Here is a 19,059-nt window from a genome sequence, read left to right as displayed (position 1 = left end):
GAAGATTCCTTGATTATCTTGTTATAGGGAAATTACTTACTGGATTTTACTGCTTCTGCCAGCATGTCTAGCATAGTCACAGTATCATCCCAACCTAGACATGGGTCAGTAATCGACTGGCCGTAAGTTAGGTTGTGAATATCAGTCATTGGCTGATTGCCTTCTTTAATGAAGCTCTCTGCCATGATACCCGCAATGCGAGTACTGCCTGATTTAATTTGTTCACAAATGTCTTGTGCAACTTCAATTTGCTTGCGGTGCTGCTTCTGACAGTTTGCGTGGCTAAAGTCTACAATCAAACGTTGTGGCAAGTCGAATTCTGCAAGCGCTTCACACGCTTGTTTCACTGACGCTTCATCAAAGTTTGGACCTTTCTCACCACCACGAAGAATGATGTGACCATATGGGTTACCACTTGTGCGGTAAACTGTCATACGACCATTCTTATCTGGCGAGTAGAAGTAATGTGATGCTTTAGACGCACGAATCGCATCAATCGCAATTTTCACGTTACCGTTTGTGCCGTTCTTGAAGCCAACTGGGCAAGATAGGGCAGACGCCATTTCACGGTGAATTTGTGACTCTGTTGTACGAGCGCCAATCGCGCCCCACGTAATCAGATCAGCAATGTACTGGCCTGTGATCATATCAAGAAACTCAGTAGCCGTTGCAAGACCAAGCTTGTTGATATCCAGTAGCAGTTTACGAGCTTTGTGAAGGCCAGCTTCAAGTGCGTATGAACCATCTAGGTTAGGGTCGGTGATAAGACCTTTCCAACCAACAACGGTACGAGGCTTCTCAAAGTAAGTACGCATAACAATGAACAGTTCATCTTTGTACTTATCTTGAATGTCCGCAAGACGAGTTGCGTAGTCAATTGCCGCTTCAGTGTCGTGCACTGAACATGGGCCAACGATAGCAAGGATACGGTCATCCTCACCAGTCAAAATCTTCTCAATTTGTCGACGAGATTGAGCAATACGGTCTGCTACATCATCAGTGATTGGATGTACGCTACCTAGCTCTGCGGGTGTCGGCATTGGACCCAAAGGTTGGGTTCTCAATTCATCTGTTTTAATAGGCATGTTATAGCTTTATTCTCTATTGCGAAGCGGTAAAGATAACGGAATTATAGTTAGGAATAAACCGTTTCACGGGATTCTTATCTAGTAAATACCGAAATGTATGTAATGCTGTGGCTTATCATAAATGATAGTTATGTATAAATGACAAAAACGGCGGCAGAGATCAATACATAGTCGTTTGAATTTATAACTAGTTTTTCTATTTAGTAACACGCAAATTTGGCATTTTAAGCGTTAGAGCTAGGTGTGGTGGGTGTTTCATATTCAACGGAAAGCCTTACAGGAAAGAAACCGATTGCTAAATTGCCTACGTAGATCGATTTCTCGTTAACATTTCTTTGACATTTTGGCGCTTCATTGATTAACTGGTCTGACTAGTCTGGTAAGGAGACCAAGATGTTATCTGCTGTTCGCCGTGCAAATCTTTACTTAAACCTTTTTGGCTTTTCTAAAGTCCCACTTATCTGGTTGTGTAGACCAAAGATCCTTGCCATCGATGATCAACACGTTGAAGTTAAAATTCCATTAAAGCGAAGAACGAAGAACCATCTCAATAGTATGTATTTTGGTGCGCTTGCTGTTGGTGCCGATGTCGCTGGTGGTTTTCTTGCTATGAGTAAAGCAGAAGAGCAGGGAGAGCGTATCTCTCTTGCTTTTAAAGGCGTGACAGCTGAGTTTCTAAAACGTCCTGAAGGCGACGTGCATTTTGTGTGTCACGATGGTCCATTGATTGATGAAATGTTGCGAATGACATTAGAAACTGGCGAACGTATCAATCGAGATGTGAAGATCACCGCCCTGTGTCCGAGCATTAATGGTAATGAACCTATGGCCGAGTTTTCTCTTACGCTTTCTATTAAAAAAGCAGCTAAAAAACAAGCTGCTTAATTTCAGAATTCATATTGTGGGCTTAAACCAGTTCGATTTTCTCAAGAGAGACGATCTTTGAACGGTTAAGCACGACCTTCCAACGGTAATAAACGGGCTCATCAGTGTGGTTGTCTTCTTTGACAATCACATTGAGAAGGTGGCGTTTCTCTACCGACTCTTTACTTACTTGCCCATCATTCAAACGATAGACTCGGTTCGAGCTCTTATCCATTAAACGAATAATAGGGCGCAAACTAATGTTCAACGTTTCACGCGTTTGCTCGTAACCACTCAAGAACAACGACGTCGCCATCTCAGTCTTAGCATGGTAATGCAGGATTTGTTCTTCACGCTGAACCACACGCTTCTTACGAATGTTCTGAATACGATCCGGCAAACTTGAAAGCGAACGATAGTCTAACCATTCCAGCTTACGGCCAACGACTTTCTTCGTCGTCGGATCCATGTACTTCTTACGCCACTTTGGCTTACCTTTACGAATCCAACGCCACATTGCGTCACGCAAGTCGTCTTTAAAGATTTCACGTAGCGCATAGATAAATGACATCGCAATAATGAAAGACGCTGAAATCTCGCCTAGGTAATCTCGTGCAAGGATAACGGTACTTGTCACAACGACCATAACTAAGCCCGTCGCGATACCTTTGATTGCACGTTTGATGTTGTTACCCATCGACATCGTTTTTTCACGCAAAACAATGGGGTGCTCAATCAAACGTCTCAACAAGCGCATTTTGTTCGACAAACGTGTCACGTCCTCAACGACGCTCGCTGAGTTGTAGTTATTCAACTTACGGTGCGCTTGCTCTTTTTCACACAGAGTAATCAAGCGTTCTTTAATCGTACTGTAATCGCCTTCACGGGGAAGGTGAGCGACAAGAGATAGGAACTTTTGCTCGGTGTACCAAGACAAGTAATTGTCGATGTTAACGTAGTAACGCTTGAGGTTTTCTTCGTAAGGAATCGAACGACGTAGACGCTTCAGGATGTCGAGCGTCAATTCAATCACTTCATCCACTTCTTCCGCTGTTACGCTGTCACTATCATGCTTGTTTAATGCAGCTACGGCTTTATCAAGCGCAATAACGTATTGATACGCAAACAAACTCAAACTTACGCGGTACTGACGATTGGACAGACGACCACGTTTAGCAAGGCGGCTGTGCACTAAAGGCAAAAGCACCTCTGTACTGTAGTAAGAACGTTTTTGCGTGATTGAAGTGTAGTAGAACTCGGATTCGCTGATAATGTCGGAATTTAAACCCAACTCTCCGGGTACGAAAACATAGATATCAAGGTCGAGCGTTTTACTCTTTGCCAACGCATGGCTAATTTTTAAAGTTACCGAGTCTTGTTTGTCGACAGTGACCAAGGAAAGCTCCTGATTTTGCTAAAGCATCCTATATCCAAAAGCGTCCGTTCATTGAAATAACTTAAGGGCGGGCTAGGATAAATTGTTGAACGAGCACAGCATAACAGAGAGGTTTGGTTTTCTCTCTGATTTTCTTGTTAGTTTGGGTATAATTCCCAGTAAATTTAAAAAGAGACAAACTCAATGATTAAAATTGGTCAAATTAACAGCTTAGAAGTCACTAAAACGGCTGATTTTGGCGTATTTTTGGATGGTGATGATTACGGCTCAGTCATGCTGCCTAATAAATATGTACCAGAGGGTACAAACGTAGGCGATCATATTGACGTATTTCTTTACTTTGATTCAGAAAGTCAGCTAGCTGCGACCATTGATAAACCCATCGCTCAAGTTGGCGAGTGGGGCCTAATGCAAGTTGAAGGTGTGAGCAGCACTGGTGCATTCGTAAATTGGGGTATTAAAGAAAAAGATCTTCTTATCCCGTTTAGTGAGCAACGTGCTCGCTTTACTGCTGGTCAAAATATTCTGGTTTACGTATACACAGACAAAGCATCTGGTCGTATCGTAGGTACAACCAAGTTCAATAAGTGGCTAGATAAAACGCCAGCAAACTATGAAGTGAACGAAGAAGTTAACCTCATCATCGCAGAGCGCAGCCAACTTGGTTACAAGGCGATTGTGAACGGTGAGCACTGGGGCATGATCTTCCCATCTGACGTATTCGGAAAGCTGTTTATCGGTAAAAAGCTAAAAGGTTACATTAAGCAAATTCGTGAAGACGGTAAGATTGACCTAGCGCTACAAAAAGTTGGTGTCGCTAAAATGGACGACCTATCTAGCAAGATCGTTGAGCTACTAGAGAAGAAGGGCGGGTTCTTGCCTCTTAACGATAAATCTTCTCCAGAAGCGATTTTTGACGCATTTCGCACCAGTAAAGGCACGTTCAAGAAGACCATCGGTGGCCTATACAAAGCAGGTAAAATCGTTATTGAGAAAGACGGAATTCGTCTCACTGAATAAAGACTAAAGATGCAATTTGGCTGGTGGATCGAGTCTTAGTCGATAAGATTTGAACGAGAATTGAAAAGTACCAGCCAAAAAAATGGCCCAAACTCGTCCTTATTTTGGGCCTAGGGGAAACGGCTCCTTGATAGAGCCTGCGCTAAACTTTTTGACCAACACATATTGTCGGTTAAACATAGAGAGAAATGCCGTTTCAAAGCGATGCTTTGATATGTTCAGTTTAGTACAGCGCACTCGGATCGCTAGTGAACCCAGTTCCAATCATGCTTTAGAACCAAAAAGCCATCGTAAATACGATGGCTTTTCATTTATTTATAGCATTTCACTTTGCTACTAAAATAAGTTCTTATCTCGCACTAATTCGCGTGGAAGACCGTTTTTGATGCGGTTGCTTACCCATTTCCCAAGGCCAATAATGGCATCTTCGTACTTTACAAGAACTTCGCCTTTACCTGTTTTCATCTCAGCTGGAATATTTTGAGGACGAACATCACGACCCATATACCATTCACGCGCTTCTTCGATGGTTAGTTCAACCGCATTACTCTCATTACCTGTAGCCAGAGCTGTCGCAACTTGGTGTTGCCAGCGGTAACCGTTTTTATGGGCTTCAGCAATCTTGATGCCCATGCGAGAGAAACGCAGCTCGCCAATCATCGGTTCTAATGCGTCTGGGAAAAGCCACACATCTTTTTCACGAATCCAAACCGTGCTGTCTTCAGGCAGTTTGATGTCCATTGCGTTTTGTAGTTGCTTAGCGATCTCTGCAGATTCTTTGTTTGATGCTTTTGCAAATGGGAATTTACCCATGCGCTTCTTCACTTTTGGCGCTTCTACTGCCGCAAGTTTACGAATTCGAGCGACGAAGAAGCCTTCACAGTCATAAACTTGAGGGAAGATGTGCAAGAATCCTTCTTCGGTCAGCGCCGCTTCTGCATTTTCAAACAGATCTTTTAAGCTTTCGAATTCAACAGCGTCACCAAATGTCTCTTTTAGATGGTGACAAACTTGCTGGTTCTCTTCGGTGCTTAACGTACAGGTTGAGTAAACCATTACGCCACCTGGTTTTAGAGCATGGAACGCACTTTCAATAAGATCTTTCTGCGTATCGGCAATTTCAATGACGGACGCTTGCGTCCAATTCTTCATTGCATCTTCATCTTTACGAACCGTACCTTCACCAGAACACGGCGCATCGAGTAGAACGGCGTCAAATTGCTCTGGGAGCCAGCCACCAAACACACGACCGTCGAAGTTGCTTAGTGCAGCGTTACGCACGCCACAGCGCTCAATGTTTGCATGAAGTACTTTTACTCGGCTTGCCGCGTATTCATTTGCAACCAAAACGCCTTCGTTATTCATCAACGCAGCAATTTGAGTTGTTTTTGAGCCTGGTGCAGCCGCAGTGTCGAGAACCGCGTCGTACGATTCATTATTCATAAATAGGGCAGAGACAGGCATCATTGAGCTGGCTTCTTGGATGTAGAAAAGCCCTGACATGTGTTCAGCGGTGTTACCAAGTGGTACAACCGATTCATCCGCATCAATCCAAAAGCCCGTTTCACACCAAGGTACAGGAGAAAGCTTCCAGCCTTTTGCTTCTGCGCGCTCTAAAAACGCTTCAACGCTGATCTTAAGCGTATTAACACGAATACTTTTTCGCAGTGGCTTCTGGCACGACGCGACAAAGTCTTCCATGTTGAGGTGAGCAGGGAGGATGGTTTGGATTTTTTCCAAAAAAGCTTCTGGGATGTAAACGTTAGGATGCAAAGTGAAATCTCGATTGCAGAATTTGCCGCAAATGATATACGAAAGCGAGCCAGAAACGAATAGTCACAAAGGTTTGAGCAATAAAAAAGAGCAGCGATTGCTGCTCTTTAAGTCGTTATGGTAAATCTAACGCATTATGGTTTTGGTATTGCTGTGCGCCACTGTGTCCAGCTTTCTTCCGCTTGCGGGTATAAGTAGAAAGATTGACCGCGCTTCGCCGCTGGCGGGATTTTCGATTGCTCAGGAGTAGAGAAAGCGATACCGCCACGCACTAAGCTGTCAAAAGTTCCTGCCTTTATGTTTGCGCCACCAAGGCCGATAGAAACATCGACGCCAGAGACATTCCAGAACACACTGTTTTGACGAACTAAGTAGGCATACTCTGGCTGAATCTCGATTTTCGTTACCACTCGATCCGCAAATTCACCCAAACTCACATCCGTCACAGTACCGACTTCCATTTGACGATATAGGATAGGGGTACCAACTTGAACCGAGCCACGCTGTTCACTCTGTAGTGTAAAAGAAATACCTTGTTCAGCTTGCTGGCTTTTCGCTAATTCAAATTTGAACTTCGCTGCGCCATTACCCGGCTCGACACTGATAGATTTCGACACCAAAGCGCCCAAATTCTTAACACCACCTAAGCCAATTTCTGGTTCTGTTAACCAGAAGTGTGACCCGGTAACGGCAATGTTGTCGACGTATTCAGGAAGGATGCGAGCCGTAACCTCAACCATTTCTCGATGGAAGTTTGGAACAACCAAAGTAACTTCACCGACCTTAACACCTTGGTATTTGATAGGCGTTCCTTTCGCGACTTCTTGGCTTCCGTCGGTTTCAAGGGAAATCACACGGCCAAACTTACGTGCTTGGTTTTGGTCATTGTATAGCTTCCAACGCTGACCGATTTTATTCTCAATTCCCGGAATGGAATCAAACGCGATACCACCTTTAATGAGAGTTTTAAGAGGGTGCGCCTTCACACTAATGCCCGCGAGAGAGGCATCAATTTCAACACCTGAGCGATTCCAGAATACGGTTTGATCTGTAAGAAGGTGCGCATAACGATTTTCAATTGTCGCTTTTACAATGACACCACCGTCGACCAAATTGAAATCGGAAATACTGCCCACAGGCAAGTTACGGTAGAGCAGTGGGCTGCCTTTTGAAATTGGTGGTAATTCAGAAGCAAATAGAGTCAGCGTTTTTGACCCTGTTTGGTTGTACTGCGCAAGATCCGCCAAAGAGGCACTTTGGAATAGTTGGTACTCTTTTTGGACCTTTTCTTGCCCTTGACTTACAAAGCTAATTGAACCCGTTAGAAGCTGTTTTGCAGGCGGAACGGTAACGCTAAGCCCAGATTCAGTCAGTTCTGCAGAAGCACTGCCAGTGACATAAAAGCGGTTATTCGATTTGATCAGATGCTTGTATTCGTTGTCGATTAGGACATCCATGAATACTTCATGCTTCGCCGCCAGTGCCTTTGCTTCATCCAGCAAGCCGACTTTTATAATCGAACCAACCACAATACCTTTGTAAAGCACGTTTGCACCGCTGTCTAAACCAAAAGAGTTGTCCGAGACAAGGCGAATAGCAATCGATTTCTGTTGTTGTTGGTTAAAAACATTCTTACGGATGGCGGTAAAGCGTCTTGAACGTTCACCTTCACCCGGCACGATAGTTAAAAAGTTACCGCGCACAAGGTTTGCAATGTTCTCTACACCAGATAATGAGACTTTCGCTTCTTCAAGAACAAAGCGGGTTCCTGACGTTAGCATATCGCTAAACGCAGGCTGAATGGCTGCAGAAGCCAGAATCACTTCTCGACCTTCAGAGAGTTTTAAATCGGTGATTTGGCCAACTTCTAGGCCGCGATACATAATTGGCGCGCCTTCGCCACTGATTTTATTATCATCAGGAAGCGCGATTTTAATTAGGATACCTCGACCCGCTGTTTTCAGATCTTTGTATAAACGGAATTCGGTGTTCTCTTTGACTGGCTCACCATCGTCTGGCGAATCTACCGCAATCGCGCCGCCAAGTAGGGCACTCATGCTCTCAAGTTGAACATCAACACCATCGAAACCGATACTCGCACCAATACCACTCACATTCCAGAAACGGCTGCGGCTGTTAATGATGTGTTGGTACTGTTCTTGAATGTTTGCTTGGATAGTGATGGATTTAGCGTCTTCATTTAACTGATAGCTGAACACTTCACCAATCGGAATCTTTTTGTAGACAATCTGAGAACCAATAGAAACGCCGCCCAAGTCTCGGCTCTTCAATTTAATGTTCAAGCCTTGTGTCACGCGCAAATCTGTTGGTGCAGATTCAAGGGCATGGAAGGTAGTTTCGAACTTCTCGCCATCACCCGGCTGAATAGATATGTAGTTACCAGAAACAAGAGCATCAAGACCAGACACGCCAGTTAAACTCGCTGTCGGTTTGACCAACCAAAAACGTGTTTTGTCGTTCAGTAATTTAGCGGCTTCTGGATAGATGTCTGCGTCAACATAAATGCTGCCCAAGTCTTCAGACAAGTTGATATCTCGCACCATACCGACTTCTAAACCCTGATAGCGAATGGTGGTTCGCCCAGCGACTAAACCAGCCGCATCGGAGAAGTAGATTTGCACGCGTTGCCCGGCGTCATGAATCGACTTCACCACGAGCCAACCGGCTAACACCATGGTCAAAATCGGCAACAGCCAAAGAGGAGAGATACCTTTACTCCTCTTTACCTCTGGCACATATGACGTTTGAGAACTGTTCTGATCACTCATTAATTGACTCTTTTTCTGATTGTGTTGGGGCTTGGTCCCAAATAAGCCTTGGGTCAATGCTCTCCGCCGCGAGCATTGTAAGTACGACAACAACACCAAACGCAACTGCGCCATAACCCGGTGTGAAGTCGAGAATTTGTCCACGATCGACCAATGTCATCATGATAGAAATAACAAATAAATCCATCACAGACCATTTACCGATCCATTTTACTGCAAAGTAAACCATCATTCGTTGTCTTCTGAACACCGAACGTTTGAATTTGATACATAACAAGATGTAGGCAAGGCCAAGAATCTTAGCGACAGGTACGACGATACTCGCCACAAAAATGATGATAGCAATGCCGTACATACCGTTGTTCACCAATCCTGCAACGCCAGAGAAGATCGTATCTTCCAGACGTTTCCCGTTTGTCAGCAGAATGGAGATAGGAATTAAGTTAGCAGGGAAGATGGCAATCGTTGCAGCGATTAAATAAGCCCACGTCTTCTGAATCGAGTTTGGTTTGCGATGATACAGTTCGTGATGGCAACGACGACAACGTGAGCCTTCTGGTTGTGAAAGGTGACACTCATGACAATGAACATCTTTATGCTCGAAGTCGAAACTGAGCTCTGATTCCCATGACTCCCAGTAGCGACGGACGCTAATGCGAGATATTAACAAAACAGTGAAGATTTGCAGCAGGACGAGGCCGATGAGCCCCGGTCCAACAAAAATATCTGAGTAATCTTGCAGCTTGAAACAAGAGATAGCGATACTGACAAGGAAAACGTCCAACATCACCCAGTGTTTGAGATGTTGAATCAACCATAGCGAAACACGAAGCCCTTTAAACCAGCGCTTGTGTAATGACCAATGCGCTGTCACTACCGAGCTACATACGATTAATGGAGCCAACGAGCTACAAAATAGAATAAGAATAGAAAGAAGAACGAACCCTTCTTGAAACAGTGTGATCATCCCTGATGGTAGTGTTGCAGGAATCATCACTCCAAACAGACGAATACTGATGAAGTTAAAAAAGTGCGAAGGAATAAAAAGCAGAATACAAGTGACAGCGATTGCTAGGTTGCCAGATAAACTCGGACTACCACCACGGTATAGTTGTGTACCGCAACGAGGGCAGTGTGCATTTTTGCCACTAGGTAGATCGACAATATCGACAGGTAATTCGCAACCTTGGCACAATCGAATGCTACTCGGTTGCATGGCGTGTTTAGACAGAGAGGTCACAACGACCTCTCTAAATAGAATGGTTTAAGCGTGGGACTGAATGCCCCCATACAAGGTTTGATATAAGCCTTCTTGCTCAACGAGCTCACCATGGGTTCCTGTTTGCGTCACTCTTCCATCTTCAAGCACATAAATCAAATCGGCTTGTTTCACCGCAGATAAACGGTGGGCAACGATTAAAGTAGTTCGACCGCGTAAGAATTCAGTTAACGCCTTATGTAATGCCGCCTCTGTCGCGGTATCCAATGCAGACGTTGCTTCATCTAGGATAACAAATTGTGGGTTACTCAGCACCATGCGTGCGATCGCTAAACGCTGACGTTGGCCGCCTGACAAGCGGATACCATTACGCCCAATCTGTGTATCCAAACCGTGGCTAAGTTGAGAAATGACGTCTTGCAGCTGCGCTACTTCTAGGGCTCGCCACAGTGACATTTCATCGAAGTCGCCACCGAGGGTGAGATTATGCCTCAAGGTGTCATTAAATAGTATAGGTTGTTGTAAAACCACGGCAATTTTGTCGCGTATCACTTCAAAACTAATGTCGTCGGTCAGTTCATCATTAAAACGGATAGAACCTGCGTTTTGACGGTAAACACCAATCAACAGTTGAATCAGCGTGGATTTACCCCCGCCACTTGCACCAACCAAGGCCACCTTCTTACCAGCAGGAATATGCAAAGAAAGATCGTCCAACACTTTGTTTTCGTTGTTGTATGAAAAATCGACATGTTCAATTTTTACATCAACTTCTCGATTTTCTTTGAAAGGATTTACTTTCGAAACAGGTCTATGTTCTTCTTCCAATTCTAATAGGTCGTTAATACGCTTAAGCGCCGCTTTTGCACTGTACCAAGAGAATTGGATGCCTAAGAGTTCTTGTACCGGAGATAACATAAACCACAGGTAACCAAATACCGCAAAAATTTGACCAATGGTGAGGTCACTGAACATCACCATTAACATGGCAACGGCGCGGAATAGCTCAAAACCAATGAGAAAAAGAAGAAAAGATACACGACCAGCAGCTTCTGATTGCCAAGCGTATTTGTCGGCGTCGATACGAACTTGGTTGGCACTGCCTTTGAGCTGCTGTAAGAATTCGCGTTCTTTGTTCGCTGCTCTCAATTGGTAAATGCCATCAAGCGTCTCAACCAGACGGTTTTGGAAAATCTCGAAAGAGTGGTTTTCCTTACGCTTTAGATGTTTCACCATACTTCCCAATTTACGAGAGAAGTAGATAACAATAGGGTTCACCAGAAGGATAAATAGACCGAGTCGCCAATCGAGCCAAAGCAGAACAATGGCAGTACCAATCACGGTTAGAAAGCTAATAATGAATTTCGCTAACGTAGAACCAATAAATTTATCAATGGTCTCAATGTCGGTGATAAGGTGAGCATTGATGCCGCCGCTGCCTTTGGTTTCGTACTGACGAATGCTAATACGACCAAGTTTGTCGATCATCTTGCTGCGCATTTCAAAGGTGATGGTCTTTGAAACCAGTGTGAATTGTCGACTTTGAAGAATGTTGAAAGCTTGGCTGCCTGCTCGCATGAGTACAACCAAAAAGAGAGTAAAGAAGATATAACCCGTAGGTGTATGCCACGCCTCAGGTAAAACCGCGTTCATCGCTGCAAGGCCAGATGCCGGTTTGTCCAATAAGACTTCATCCACCATCAAAGGCATAAGAAGAGGGATTGGAACACTAATCAAGGTCGCAAGTACGGCTATCAAGTTCGCTAGAATCAGCTTGGACTTGTGCTTTTTCACTTGTGTTATCAACCAAGAACGGCTAATAGTGTCGTTTTTCGGATTCATTGTAATTGAGAATAAGTCCTATTAAAAAGTAGGGCTGCATTGTAACGCCATACGATAAGAATGGAAGCCTAAATAAAAAGTAGGAAGTTAATATGAACATAGAACAATACCAAAGACTTACCAAGCAAGCTGTTGCGCTGATCGAATCAGAAAAAGACTACATTGCGAACTTAGCGAACATTAGTTCTCTACTATTTATGGAGCTAGACGATCTAAACTGGGCTGGCTTCTACCTTAAGAAGGGAGACGAACTGGTTCTTGGTCCTTTCCAAGGCAAGCCAGCATGTGTTCGCATCCCAATGGGTCGTGGTGTCTGTGGTACGGCTGCACAAACTAACAGCGTACAAAGAGTATACGATGTACATGAGTTTGAAGGTCACATTGCTTGTGATGCAGCGAGCAATTCAGAAATTGTGATTCCTTTTACTATCAATGGGGAAGTGGCTGGCGTGTTGGATATTGATAGTCCAAATATCGGCCGATTCAATGAAATTGACGAAGAAGGTCTCACTCATTTTATGGTTGAAGTAGAAAAGCTGCTTAATTCGCACGCTAACGACGCATAAATTCGCCCTCGAGTGTGGTTTTTCCTTGGCATGTCACTATAATACGAGAATATTTTTTCTTAATGCTTCGCGGAAATCCGCTCAAACCAGGAACCCTCATGACTGAAAAGTTAAAAAACAGCAAAGAAGTTATCGCATACATTGCTGAATGTTTCCCTAAGTGCTTTACTTTAGAAGGTGAAGCAAAGCCTCTGAAAATTGGTATTTTTCAAGATCTTGCGGAACGTCTAAATGAAGACGAAAAAGTAAGCAAAACTCAGCTTCGTGCAGCGTTAAGACAGTACACTTCATCATGGCGTTACCTACACGGCGTAAAACCAGGTGCAGTACGTGTTGATCTAGATGGCAACCCATGTGGTGAGCTAGAAGAAGAACACGTAGAACACGCTAAAGCGACACTTGCTGAAAGCAAAGCGAAAGTTCAGGCTCGTCGTAAAGAGCAAGCTCAAAAAGCTCGCGAAGAGGGTAAGGCGAAAGCGAAACCTGCGGCTAAAAAGCCACAACAGCCTCGTCGAGCTAACAAACCAAAAGTACAAAAAGAAAGTAAGCCTGTAGAAACACGCGCGCTAAACGCTGATGAAATCACAATCGGCAACGCAGTTAACGTGAACATGGGCAAAGGAAACATGGCAGCGACCATTGTTGAAGTCAATAAGGATGATGTACGTGTTCAACTTGCTAACGGCCTACAAATGGTTGTGAAAGCGGAGCACTTGCGCGCATAAGGGAGATACTCCTACGCATGAATTGCCGTTCAAAAGTGACACTGATTGCTGCTAGCTTCTGGCTAGCAGCATCAGCTCAGGCTCTAGAAGCCAAACTAAACAAAGATGATTTGCCGGTTCTTGCACCTGAAGTTCAGCATGAAACAGCCAGCAAACGAGTAACTTCTCGATTTACCCGCTCTCATTATAAGCATTTCAATCTAAACGATGATTTCTCCAAAGCGATCTTTGAGCGCTACGTAGAAATGCTTGATTACAATAGAAATATTTTTACTCAAGCCGATATCGACTCTTTCAAAGATTGGTCCGTCAGCCTTGATGATCAGCTTAAAGCTGGTAATAACAAGATTGCATTTGATGTTTATAATCTTTCGATGCAGAAGCGTTTTGATCGTTTTGCCTACGCATTGACTCTACTCGATAAAGAAATCAAGTTTAATACTGATGAGTTTATTGAACTGGATCGTTCTGAAGCCGCATGGCCCAAGGATGAAGCTGAGTTAAATGAATTATGGCGAAAACGCGTTAAGTACGATGCTCTTAACCTTAAAATGACTGGTAAAGAATGGCCAGAAATCAAAGAGGTTCTAGCGAAACGTTACAACAACGCGATGAAACGCATCACGCAAACTCGCAATGAAGACGCTTTCCAACTTTACATGAATGCATTCGCTCGTGAAGTTGATCCACATACTAGCTACCTATCTCCACGAAACGCGGAACAGTTCCAATCAGAGATGAATCTGTCTCTTGAAGGTATTGGGGCTGTGCTTCAAATGACCGACGACTATACAGTGATTCGTTCATTAGTTGCCGGCGGTCCAGCATCTAAGAGTAAACAGCTAGGTGAGGGCGACCGCATTATCGGTGTTGGTCAAGATGGCGAAGAAGTTGTCGATGTGATCGGTTGGCGTCTTGATGATGTCGTTCAACTAATCAAAGGTCCTAAAGGAACCAAAGTTAACCTACAAGTCTTGCCAGAAGGTAAAGATGCGAAGAGTTACGTTGTCACTATTGTGCGTGATAAAGTTCGTTTAGAAGACCGTGCGGTTAAGTCTGAAATCATCGAGAAAGACGGTAAGAAGATTGGGGTTCTTGAGGTTCCTAGTTTTTACGTTGGTCTTTCAAAAGATACCGATAAACTGCTATCTGAATTGAAGGCGAAAAACGTCGACGGTGTTATCGTTGATCTACGCAACAACGGCGGTGGTGCGCTGACTGAAGCAACGGCGTTAACAGGGCTCTTCATTAAAGAAGGTCCAGTTGTTCAGGTTCGCGATAGCTATGGTCGCATCAAAGTAAATGCAGATACCGATGGGCAAGTGAGTTACGATGGTCCACTAACAGTGTTGATCAATCGCTACAGTGCTTCAGCGTCTGAAATCTTTGCGGCAGCAATGCAGGATTACAACCGTGCGATTATTCTTGGTGAAAACTCTTTCGGTAAGGGTACCGTTCAACAACACCGCTCATTGAATCATATCTACGATCTTTTCGACAAAGAACTTGGCTACGTACAATACACGATTCAAAAGTTCTACCGCATCGATGGTGGCAGTACTCAGAACCGTGGTGTTGCACCAGACATCGCTTACCCAACTCCAGTTGAGCCAAGCGAAACAGGTGAGAGTGTTGAAGACAACGCATTACCTTGGGACAGCATTGATAAAGCAAAATATCAGACATTCCCAAGCAACGACGCGCTTGTTACCAAACTAACTGAGCTTCACAATAAACGTATTGCTGATGAGATGGAGTTCCGTTTCATCAAAGAAGATATTGAGAAGTACCGTAAAGAGAAAGACGATAATTTGTTGTCTCTTAACGAGAAAGTGCGCGAAGACGAATCAGATAAAGCCGAGGCTCTACGCTTAGAGCGCATCAATGAACGTCAAGCAGCAATGGGTAAAAAACCATTCAAAACGCTTGATGATGTGCCAAAAGATTACGAAGCGCCAGACGTTTATCTAGATGAATCAGTTGCTGTTATGGTTGATATGCTGAAAGGCTAAAAATTCAGTCAAAACGACTAATAATTCTCTATATAAAGAGCGAGTCATAGCGACTCGCTCTTTTTTTATGCGTTTATAAAGCGGCGTTTCTATAAAAATAGGTTGTTCCTGCGCTTAATTTGCACTAACAATTTACGTGATGTAGATCAAATATTTCGCGAAAATGAGATCTAGAGCCTAAGCTAAAAGAAAACGATAAGGATACCGTTATGAAATGGTTCATTATTTTACTTAGCTTTTGCTGCTTTAGTGTTTCTAGCGCGGAAACCAACAAGGAAGACGAACTCAGTCACTTCGACACCCCGTTTTTGATCGGCGACTGGTACTTGATGAATCCCAACCCGGAAGAATCATCAGAGAATTTCCGTGCTATCAAACTGACTTTGGGTTCTGATTACACCTTCTCGATCGATATACAGAAAAAAGACTATTCAATAGACCATTGGGAAGGGATGTATAACGCTAATGAAGACACCATTGTTCTTGGTTTGAATACAGATGAACCGCAAATTTATGCATATCGAAACAATCACAACACACTAGATTTGAACGGTGTGACCTTCACAAAAGGACTATCAAATGCGCTTGCTGGCATTTGGTCCAGTTCACAAGTCGGTGGCGATGGTATGCTCGCCAATAACATCAATCAGATGGATTTGATTCTACAACCTGACTTTGTATTTATGTTCCGTGTCGCGAACGATGAAGGCGAGGAGTCTGTTAAGCAGGGCGTGTTCTATACCGAGGGGGAACATTTGGTTCTTTTGTATGAAAACGGTGAACATGGTACGCGTTATGTACTCAATCAAAATGAGCTTACGATTAAGGATTCCAACGGGGATATGTACGCGGTTCTCAACCGAGTGACACCCTAAATGATTCATCATCATTATTTCACGCTAGGTTATTAATAGTGAAATGTTCTGATGTTGATTAAATGTTAAACAGAAAGCGGAGCTAAGCCACTAAAAGCTCCGTTTTTTTATAGAAAGACTTGTATTCTGATACCACAACCCCTACAAATAGCTTATATCGTGATACCAGTAAGAGGTGTTTGAGCCTCTAGTCCTGGTATTTTTGTGGTTCTATATACAAGGATTTATGGACATGTCTCAAGCTCCCCAAGCGAAATATCGCAAAGATTACAAATCGCCATCTCATGCCATCACGAACATTGACTTGACGTTTGATCTTTATGACAACGACACGATCGTTACAGCAGTATCAAAAGTAGTTCAAAAGGGTGAATCCACCACATTAGAACTTGATGGTGAAGGGTTAGAGCTACGCTCCGTAAAAGTGAATGGTGAAGATTGGGCTCACCATGAAGTAAAAGAAGCCTCTTTAGTGCTTACCGATTTGCCTGCGGAATTTGATTTAGAAATCGTTACTAAGATCGACCCGGAAGCAAACACGGCACTTGAAGGTCTTTACAAATCAGGTGGTGCGTTTTGTACGCAGTGTGAAGCAGAAGGCTTCCGTCGTATTACTTACTACCTAGACCGTCCAGACGTTCTTGCGAAATACACAACAAAAGTGATCGCAGACAAAGCCGTGTATCCATACTTATTGAGCAATGGTAACCGCATAGCTGAAGGCGAGGCAGAAAATGGTCGTCATTGGGTTCAATGGCAAGACCCACATCCAAAACCAGCTTACTTGTTTGCGTTGGTAGCCGGTGACTTTGATGTACTACGTGACAAATACACAACCACATCAGGTCGTGAAGTAGACCTAGAAATCTTTGTCGACAAAGGCAACCTAGATCGTGCTGGTCATGCGATGACTTCACTTATCAACTCAATGAAGTGGGATGAAGACCGCTTTGGTCTTGAGTATGATCTAGATATTTACATGATCGTGGCCGTTGATTTCTTCAACATGGGCGCGATGGAAAACAAAGGTCTAAACATCTTCAACTCGAAGTTTGTCCTTGCGAATGAAAAAACCGCGACTGACCGTGAATACCTTGGTATTGAAGCGGTAATCGGTCACGAATACTTCCACAACTGGACGGGTAACCGTGTTACTTGTCGTGACTGGTTCCAACTGAGTTTGAAAGAAGGCCTAACGGTGTTCCGCGATCAAGAGTTCTCATCTGATCTTGGTTCACGTGCAGTAAACCGCATCGACAACGTTCGCATTATTCGCGGTCCTCAATTCGCGGAAGATTCAAGCCCAATGTCGCATCCAATTCGTCCGGATAAAGTTATTGAAATGAATAACTTCTACACGCTAACCGTGTACGAAAAGGGCAGCGAAGTGATCCGCATGTATCATACGCTACTTGGCGAAGAAGGTTTCCAAAAAGGTATGAAACTGTACTTCGAACGTCATGATGGTACTGCAGCAACGTGTGAAGATTTCGTTTCTGCAATGGAAGACGCAACTGGCGTTGACCTTAAGCAGTTCCGTTTATGGTACAGCCAGTCTGGTACGCCAACGCTTCGTGTAAACAGTGAATACAATGCGGAAGCAAAAACGTACACACTAACAGTTGAGCAATTTACTGAAGCAACGCACGACCAATCAGAAAAACAAGCGCTACATATTCCATTCGATATTGAGCTGTACGCACAAAACGGTGATGTGATTCCACTGGTAATCAACGGTGAATCGGTACACAACGTTCTAGACGTGAAGCAAGATAAGCAGACTTTCGTATTCGAAAACGTCGCAGAACAACCAGTGCCATCATTGCTTCGTGAGTTCTCTGCACCGGTTAAATTGGAATACGATTACAGCGATGATGAACTGATCTTCTTGATGAAGCACGCAACAAACGATTTTGCTCGTTGGGATGCAAGCCAAATGCTGCTAGCGAAGTACATTCGTCAAAACGTAACTAACGTTCAAGCGGGTGGTGAGGTTAAGCTATCAGAAGACTTAATCGATGCATTCCGTGGCGTGTTACTTGATGCGAATCTTGAGCCAGCGTTTATCGCACAAGTTCTGTCTTTGCCTTCAATTAACGAAATCACTGGCTGGTACAAGCAGATTGATATTGATGCGGTAGATACGGTACTGAATAGCATTACAGTGTCACTTTCTAAAGAACTAGAAGATGAACTGAGTGCCACTTACCACGCATTGAACCAAGCAGAGTACAGCATTGATCATGACGCTATTGGTAAACGAGCTTTGCGTAACCAATGTCTGCAGTTCCTAGCTCACACTGAAAAGGGCAATGAACTAGCTAAAGCGCAATACGAGTCATCAAACAACATGACAGACACGATCGCGGCAATGAGTGCAGCGAACAATGCGCAACTTGCATGTCGTGAAGCCCTAATGGCGGACTACAGTGACAAGTGGAAGCATGATGGTCTGGTTATGGACAAATGGTTTGTTCTTCAGGGCAGCAACCCGGTTGAAAACGCACTTGAGAAAGTTAAAGAAACCATGAGCCACGAAGCATTTAGCTTGAAGAACCCGAACCGTACGCGTAGCTTGATTGGTTCTTTCTTAAACGCAAACCCAGTGCGCTTCCATGATAAATCAGGCTCTGGCTACCAGTTTGCCGGTGAGATCCTTCGTCAGTTGAACGATACCAACCCACAAGTGGCGTCTCGTATGATCGATCCTCTATTGAAGTTCCGTAAATACGATGAAGGTCGCCAAGCCCTTATCCGCGCAGAGCTTGAAAAGCTTAAAGCGATGGACAATTTAGCGAAAGACCTATTCGAAAAAGTGACTAAAGCACTAGACGAATAATCGACAAAAGAATAGGGTGGTCGTTATGATCACCCTAGTTTTTTGTTCTGA

Annotated in this window: 13 protein-coding genes; 7 read left to right on the top strand and 6 right to left on the bottom strand. The window is 43.9% G+C overall.

Annotation, left to right across the window (positions count from 1 at the left end; translation table 11 throughout):
• Positions 1–32: 32 nt before the first annotated feature.
• Positions 33–1,085 carry a 3-deoxy-7-phosphoheptulonate synthase gene (locus tag VCHENC03_RS12420; RefSeq protein ID WP_005443964.1) on the bottom strand — a complete coding sequence of 351 codons (1,053 nt, stop codon included), beginning with the start codon at positions 1,083–1,085 and terminating at the stop codon, positions 33–35.
• Positions 1,086–1,481: 396 nt separating this feature from the next.
• On the opposite strand from VCHENC03_RS12420, the gene VCHENC03_RS12425 reads away from it, so the two are divergent.
• Positions 1,482–1,973, top strand: a complete 492-nt coding sequence (locus VCHENC03_RS12425; protein ID WP_009706137.1) for a DUF4442 domain-containing protein — start codon at positions 1,482–1,484, stop codon at positions 1,971–1,973.
• Between the two features lie 22 nt (positions 1,974–1,995).
• On the opposite strand, the gene VCHENC03_RS12430 is transcribed toward VCHENC03_RS12425, so the two are convergent.
• Positions 1,996–3,348 carry a hypothetical protein gene (locus tag VCHENC03_RS12430; RefSeq protein WP_005443968.1) on the bottom strand — a complete coding sequence of 451 codons (1,353 nt, stop codon included), beginning with the start codon at positions 3,346–3,348 and terminating at the stop codon, positions 1,996–1,998.
• Between the two features lie 183 nt (positions 3,349–3,531).
• Between VCHENC03_RS12430 and VCHENC03_RS12435 the strand changes: the two genes are divergently transcribed.
• Positions 3,532–4,368, top strand: a complete 837-nt coding sequence (locus tag VCHENC03_RS12435; RefSeq protein WP_009706136.1) for a CvfB family protein — start codon at positions 3,532–3,534, stop codon at positions 4,366–4,368.
• A 336-nt stretch (positions 4,369–4,704) separates the two neighbouring features.
• Here VCHENC03_RS12435 and rsmF read toward each other — a convergent pair whose 3' ends face one another.
• The 4 genes from rsmF to VCHENC03_RS12455 all read right to left on the bottom strand — a co-directional run bounded on the left by rsmF (position 4,705) and on the right by VCHENC03_RS12455 (position 11,991).
• A complete protein-coding gene (gene rsmF, locus VCHENC03_RS12440) occupies positions 4,705–6,141 on the bottom strand; it encodes a 16S rRNA (cytosine(1407)-C(5))-methyltransferase RsmF (RefSeq protein WP_009706135.1) in 1,437 nt (478 codons plus the stop codon).
• A 134-nt stretch (positions 6,142–6,275) separates the two neighbouring features.
• Positions 6,276–8,930 (bottom strand): MlaD family protein, encoded by a 2,655-nt coding sequence (locus tag VCHENC03_RS12445; protein ID WP_009706133.1) that lies wholly within the window; start codon positions 8,928–8,930, stop codon positions 6,276–6,278.
• Positions 8,923–10,170, bottom strand: coding sequence for a paraquat-inducible protein A (locus VCHENC03_RS12450; protein ID WP_005440097.1), 1,248 nt, complete (start codon positions 10,168–10,170; stop codon positions 8,923–8,925). Before VCHENC03_RS12450 ends, VCHENC03_RS12445 begins: the two co-directional genes overlap by 8 nt.
• A gap of 24 nt (positions 10,171–10,194) precedes the next feature.
• Positions 10,195–11,991 carry an ABC transporter ATP-binding protein gene (locus tag VCHENC03_RS12455; protein WP_009706132.1) on the bottom strand — a complete coding sequence of 599 codons (1,797 nt, stop codon included), beginning with the start codon at positions 11,989–11,991 and terminating at the stop codon, positions 10,195–10,197.
• A gap of 92 nt (positions 11,992–12,083) precedes the next feature.
• Here VCHENC03_RS12455 and VCHENC03_RS12460 point away from each other — a divergent pair, with 92 nt between their 5' ends.
• From VCHENC03_RS12460 to pepN, 5 genes are all read left to right on the top strand, one after another.
• On the top strand, positions 12,084–12,557 hold the full coding sequence (locus VCHENC03_RS12460; protein WP_009706131.1) for a GAF domain-containing protein: 474 nt from the start codon (positions 12,084–12,086) through the stop codon (positions 12,555–12,557).
• A 98-nt stretch (positions 12,558–12,655) separates the two neighbouring features.
• Positions 12,656–13,282 (top strand): RNA chaperone ProQ, encoded by a 627-nt coding sequence (gene proQ, locus VCHENC03_RS12465; RefSeq protein ID WP_005446802.1) that lies wholly within the window; start codon positions 12,656–12,658, stop codon positions 13,280–13,282.
• Between the two features lie 17 nt (positions 13,283–13,299).
• On the top strand, positions 13,300–15,294 hold the full coding sequence (prc, locus tag VCHENC03_RS12470) for a carboxy terminal-processing peptidase (RefSeq protein ID WP_005446803.1): 1,995 nt from the start codon (positions 13,300–13,302) through the stop codon (positions 15,292–15,294).
• A 209-nt stretch (positions 15,295–15,503) separates the two neighbouring features.
• Positions 15,504–16,169, top strand: a complete 666-nt coding sequence (locus tag VCHENC03_RS12475; protein ID WP_009706130.1) for a hypothetical protein — start codon at positions 15,504–15,506, stop codon at positions 16,167–16,169.
• Positions 16,170–16,401: 232 nt separating this feature from the next.
• Positions 16,402–19,008, top strand: coding sequence for an aminopeptidase N (gene pepN, locus VCHENC03_RS12480; RefSeq protein ID WP_009706129.1), 2,607 nt, complete (start codon positions 16,402–16,404; stop codon positions 19,006–19,008).
• Positions 19,009–19,059: the final 51 nt, after the last annotated feature.

This window comes from Vibrio sp. HENC-03, assembly GCF_000305755.2.
GTDB classification, from domain to species: domain Bacteria; phylum Pseudomonadota; class Gammaproteobacteria; order Enterobacterales; family Vibrionaceae; genus Vibrio; species Vibrio owensii.
The sequence above is the reverse complement of the archived record's forward strand: the minus strand, read 5'-3'. Positions and strand labels throughout refer to the sequence as shown.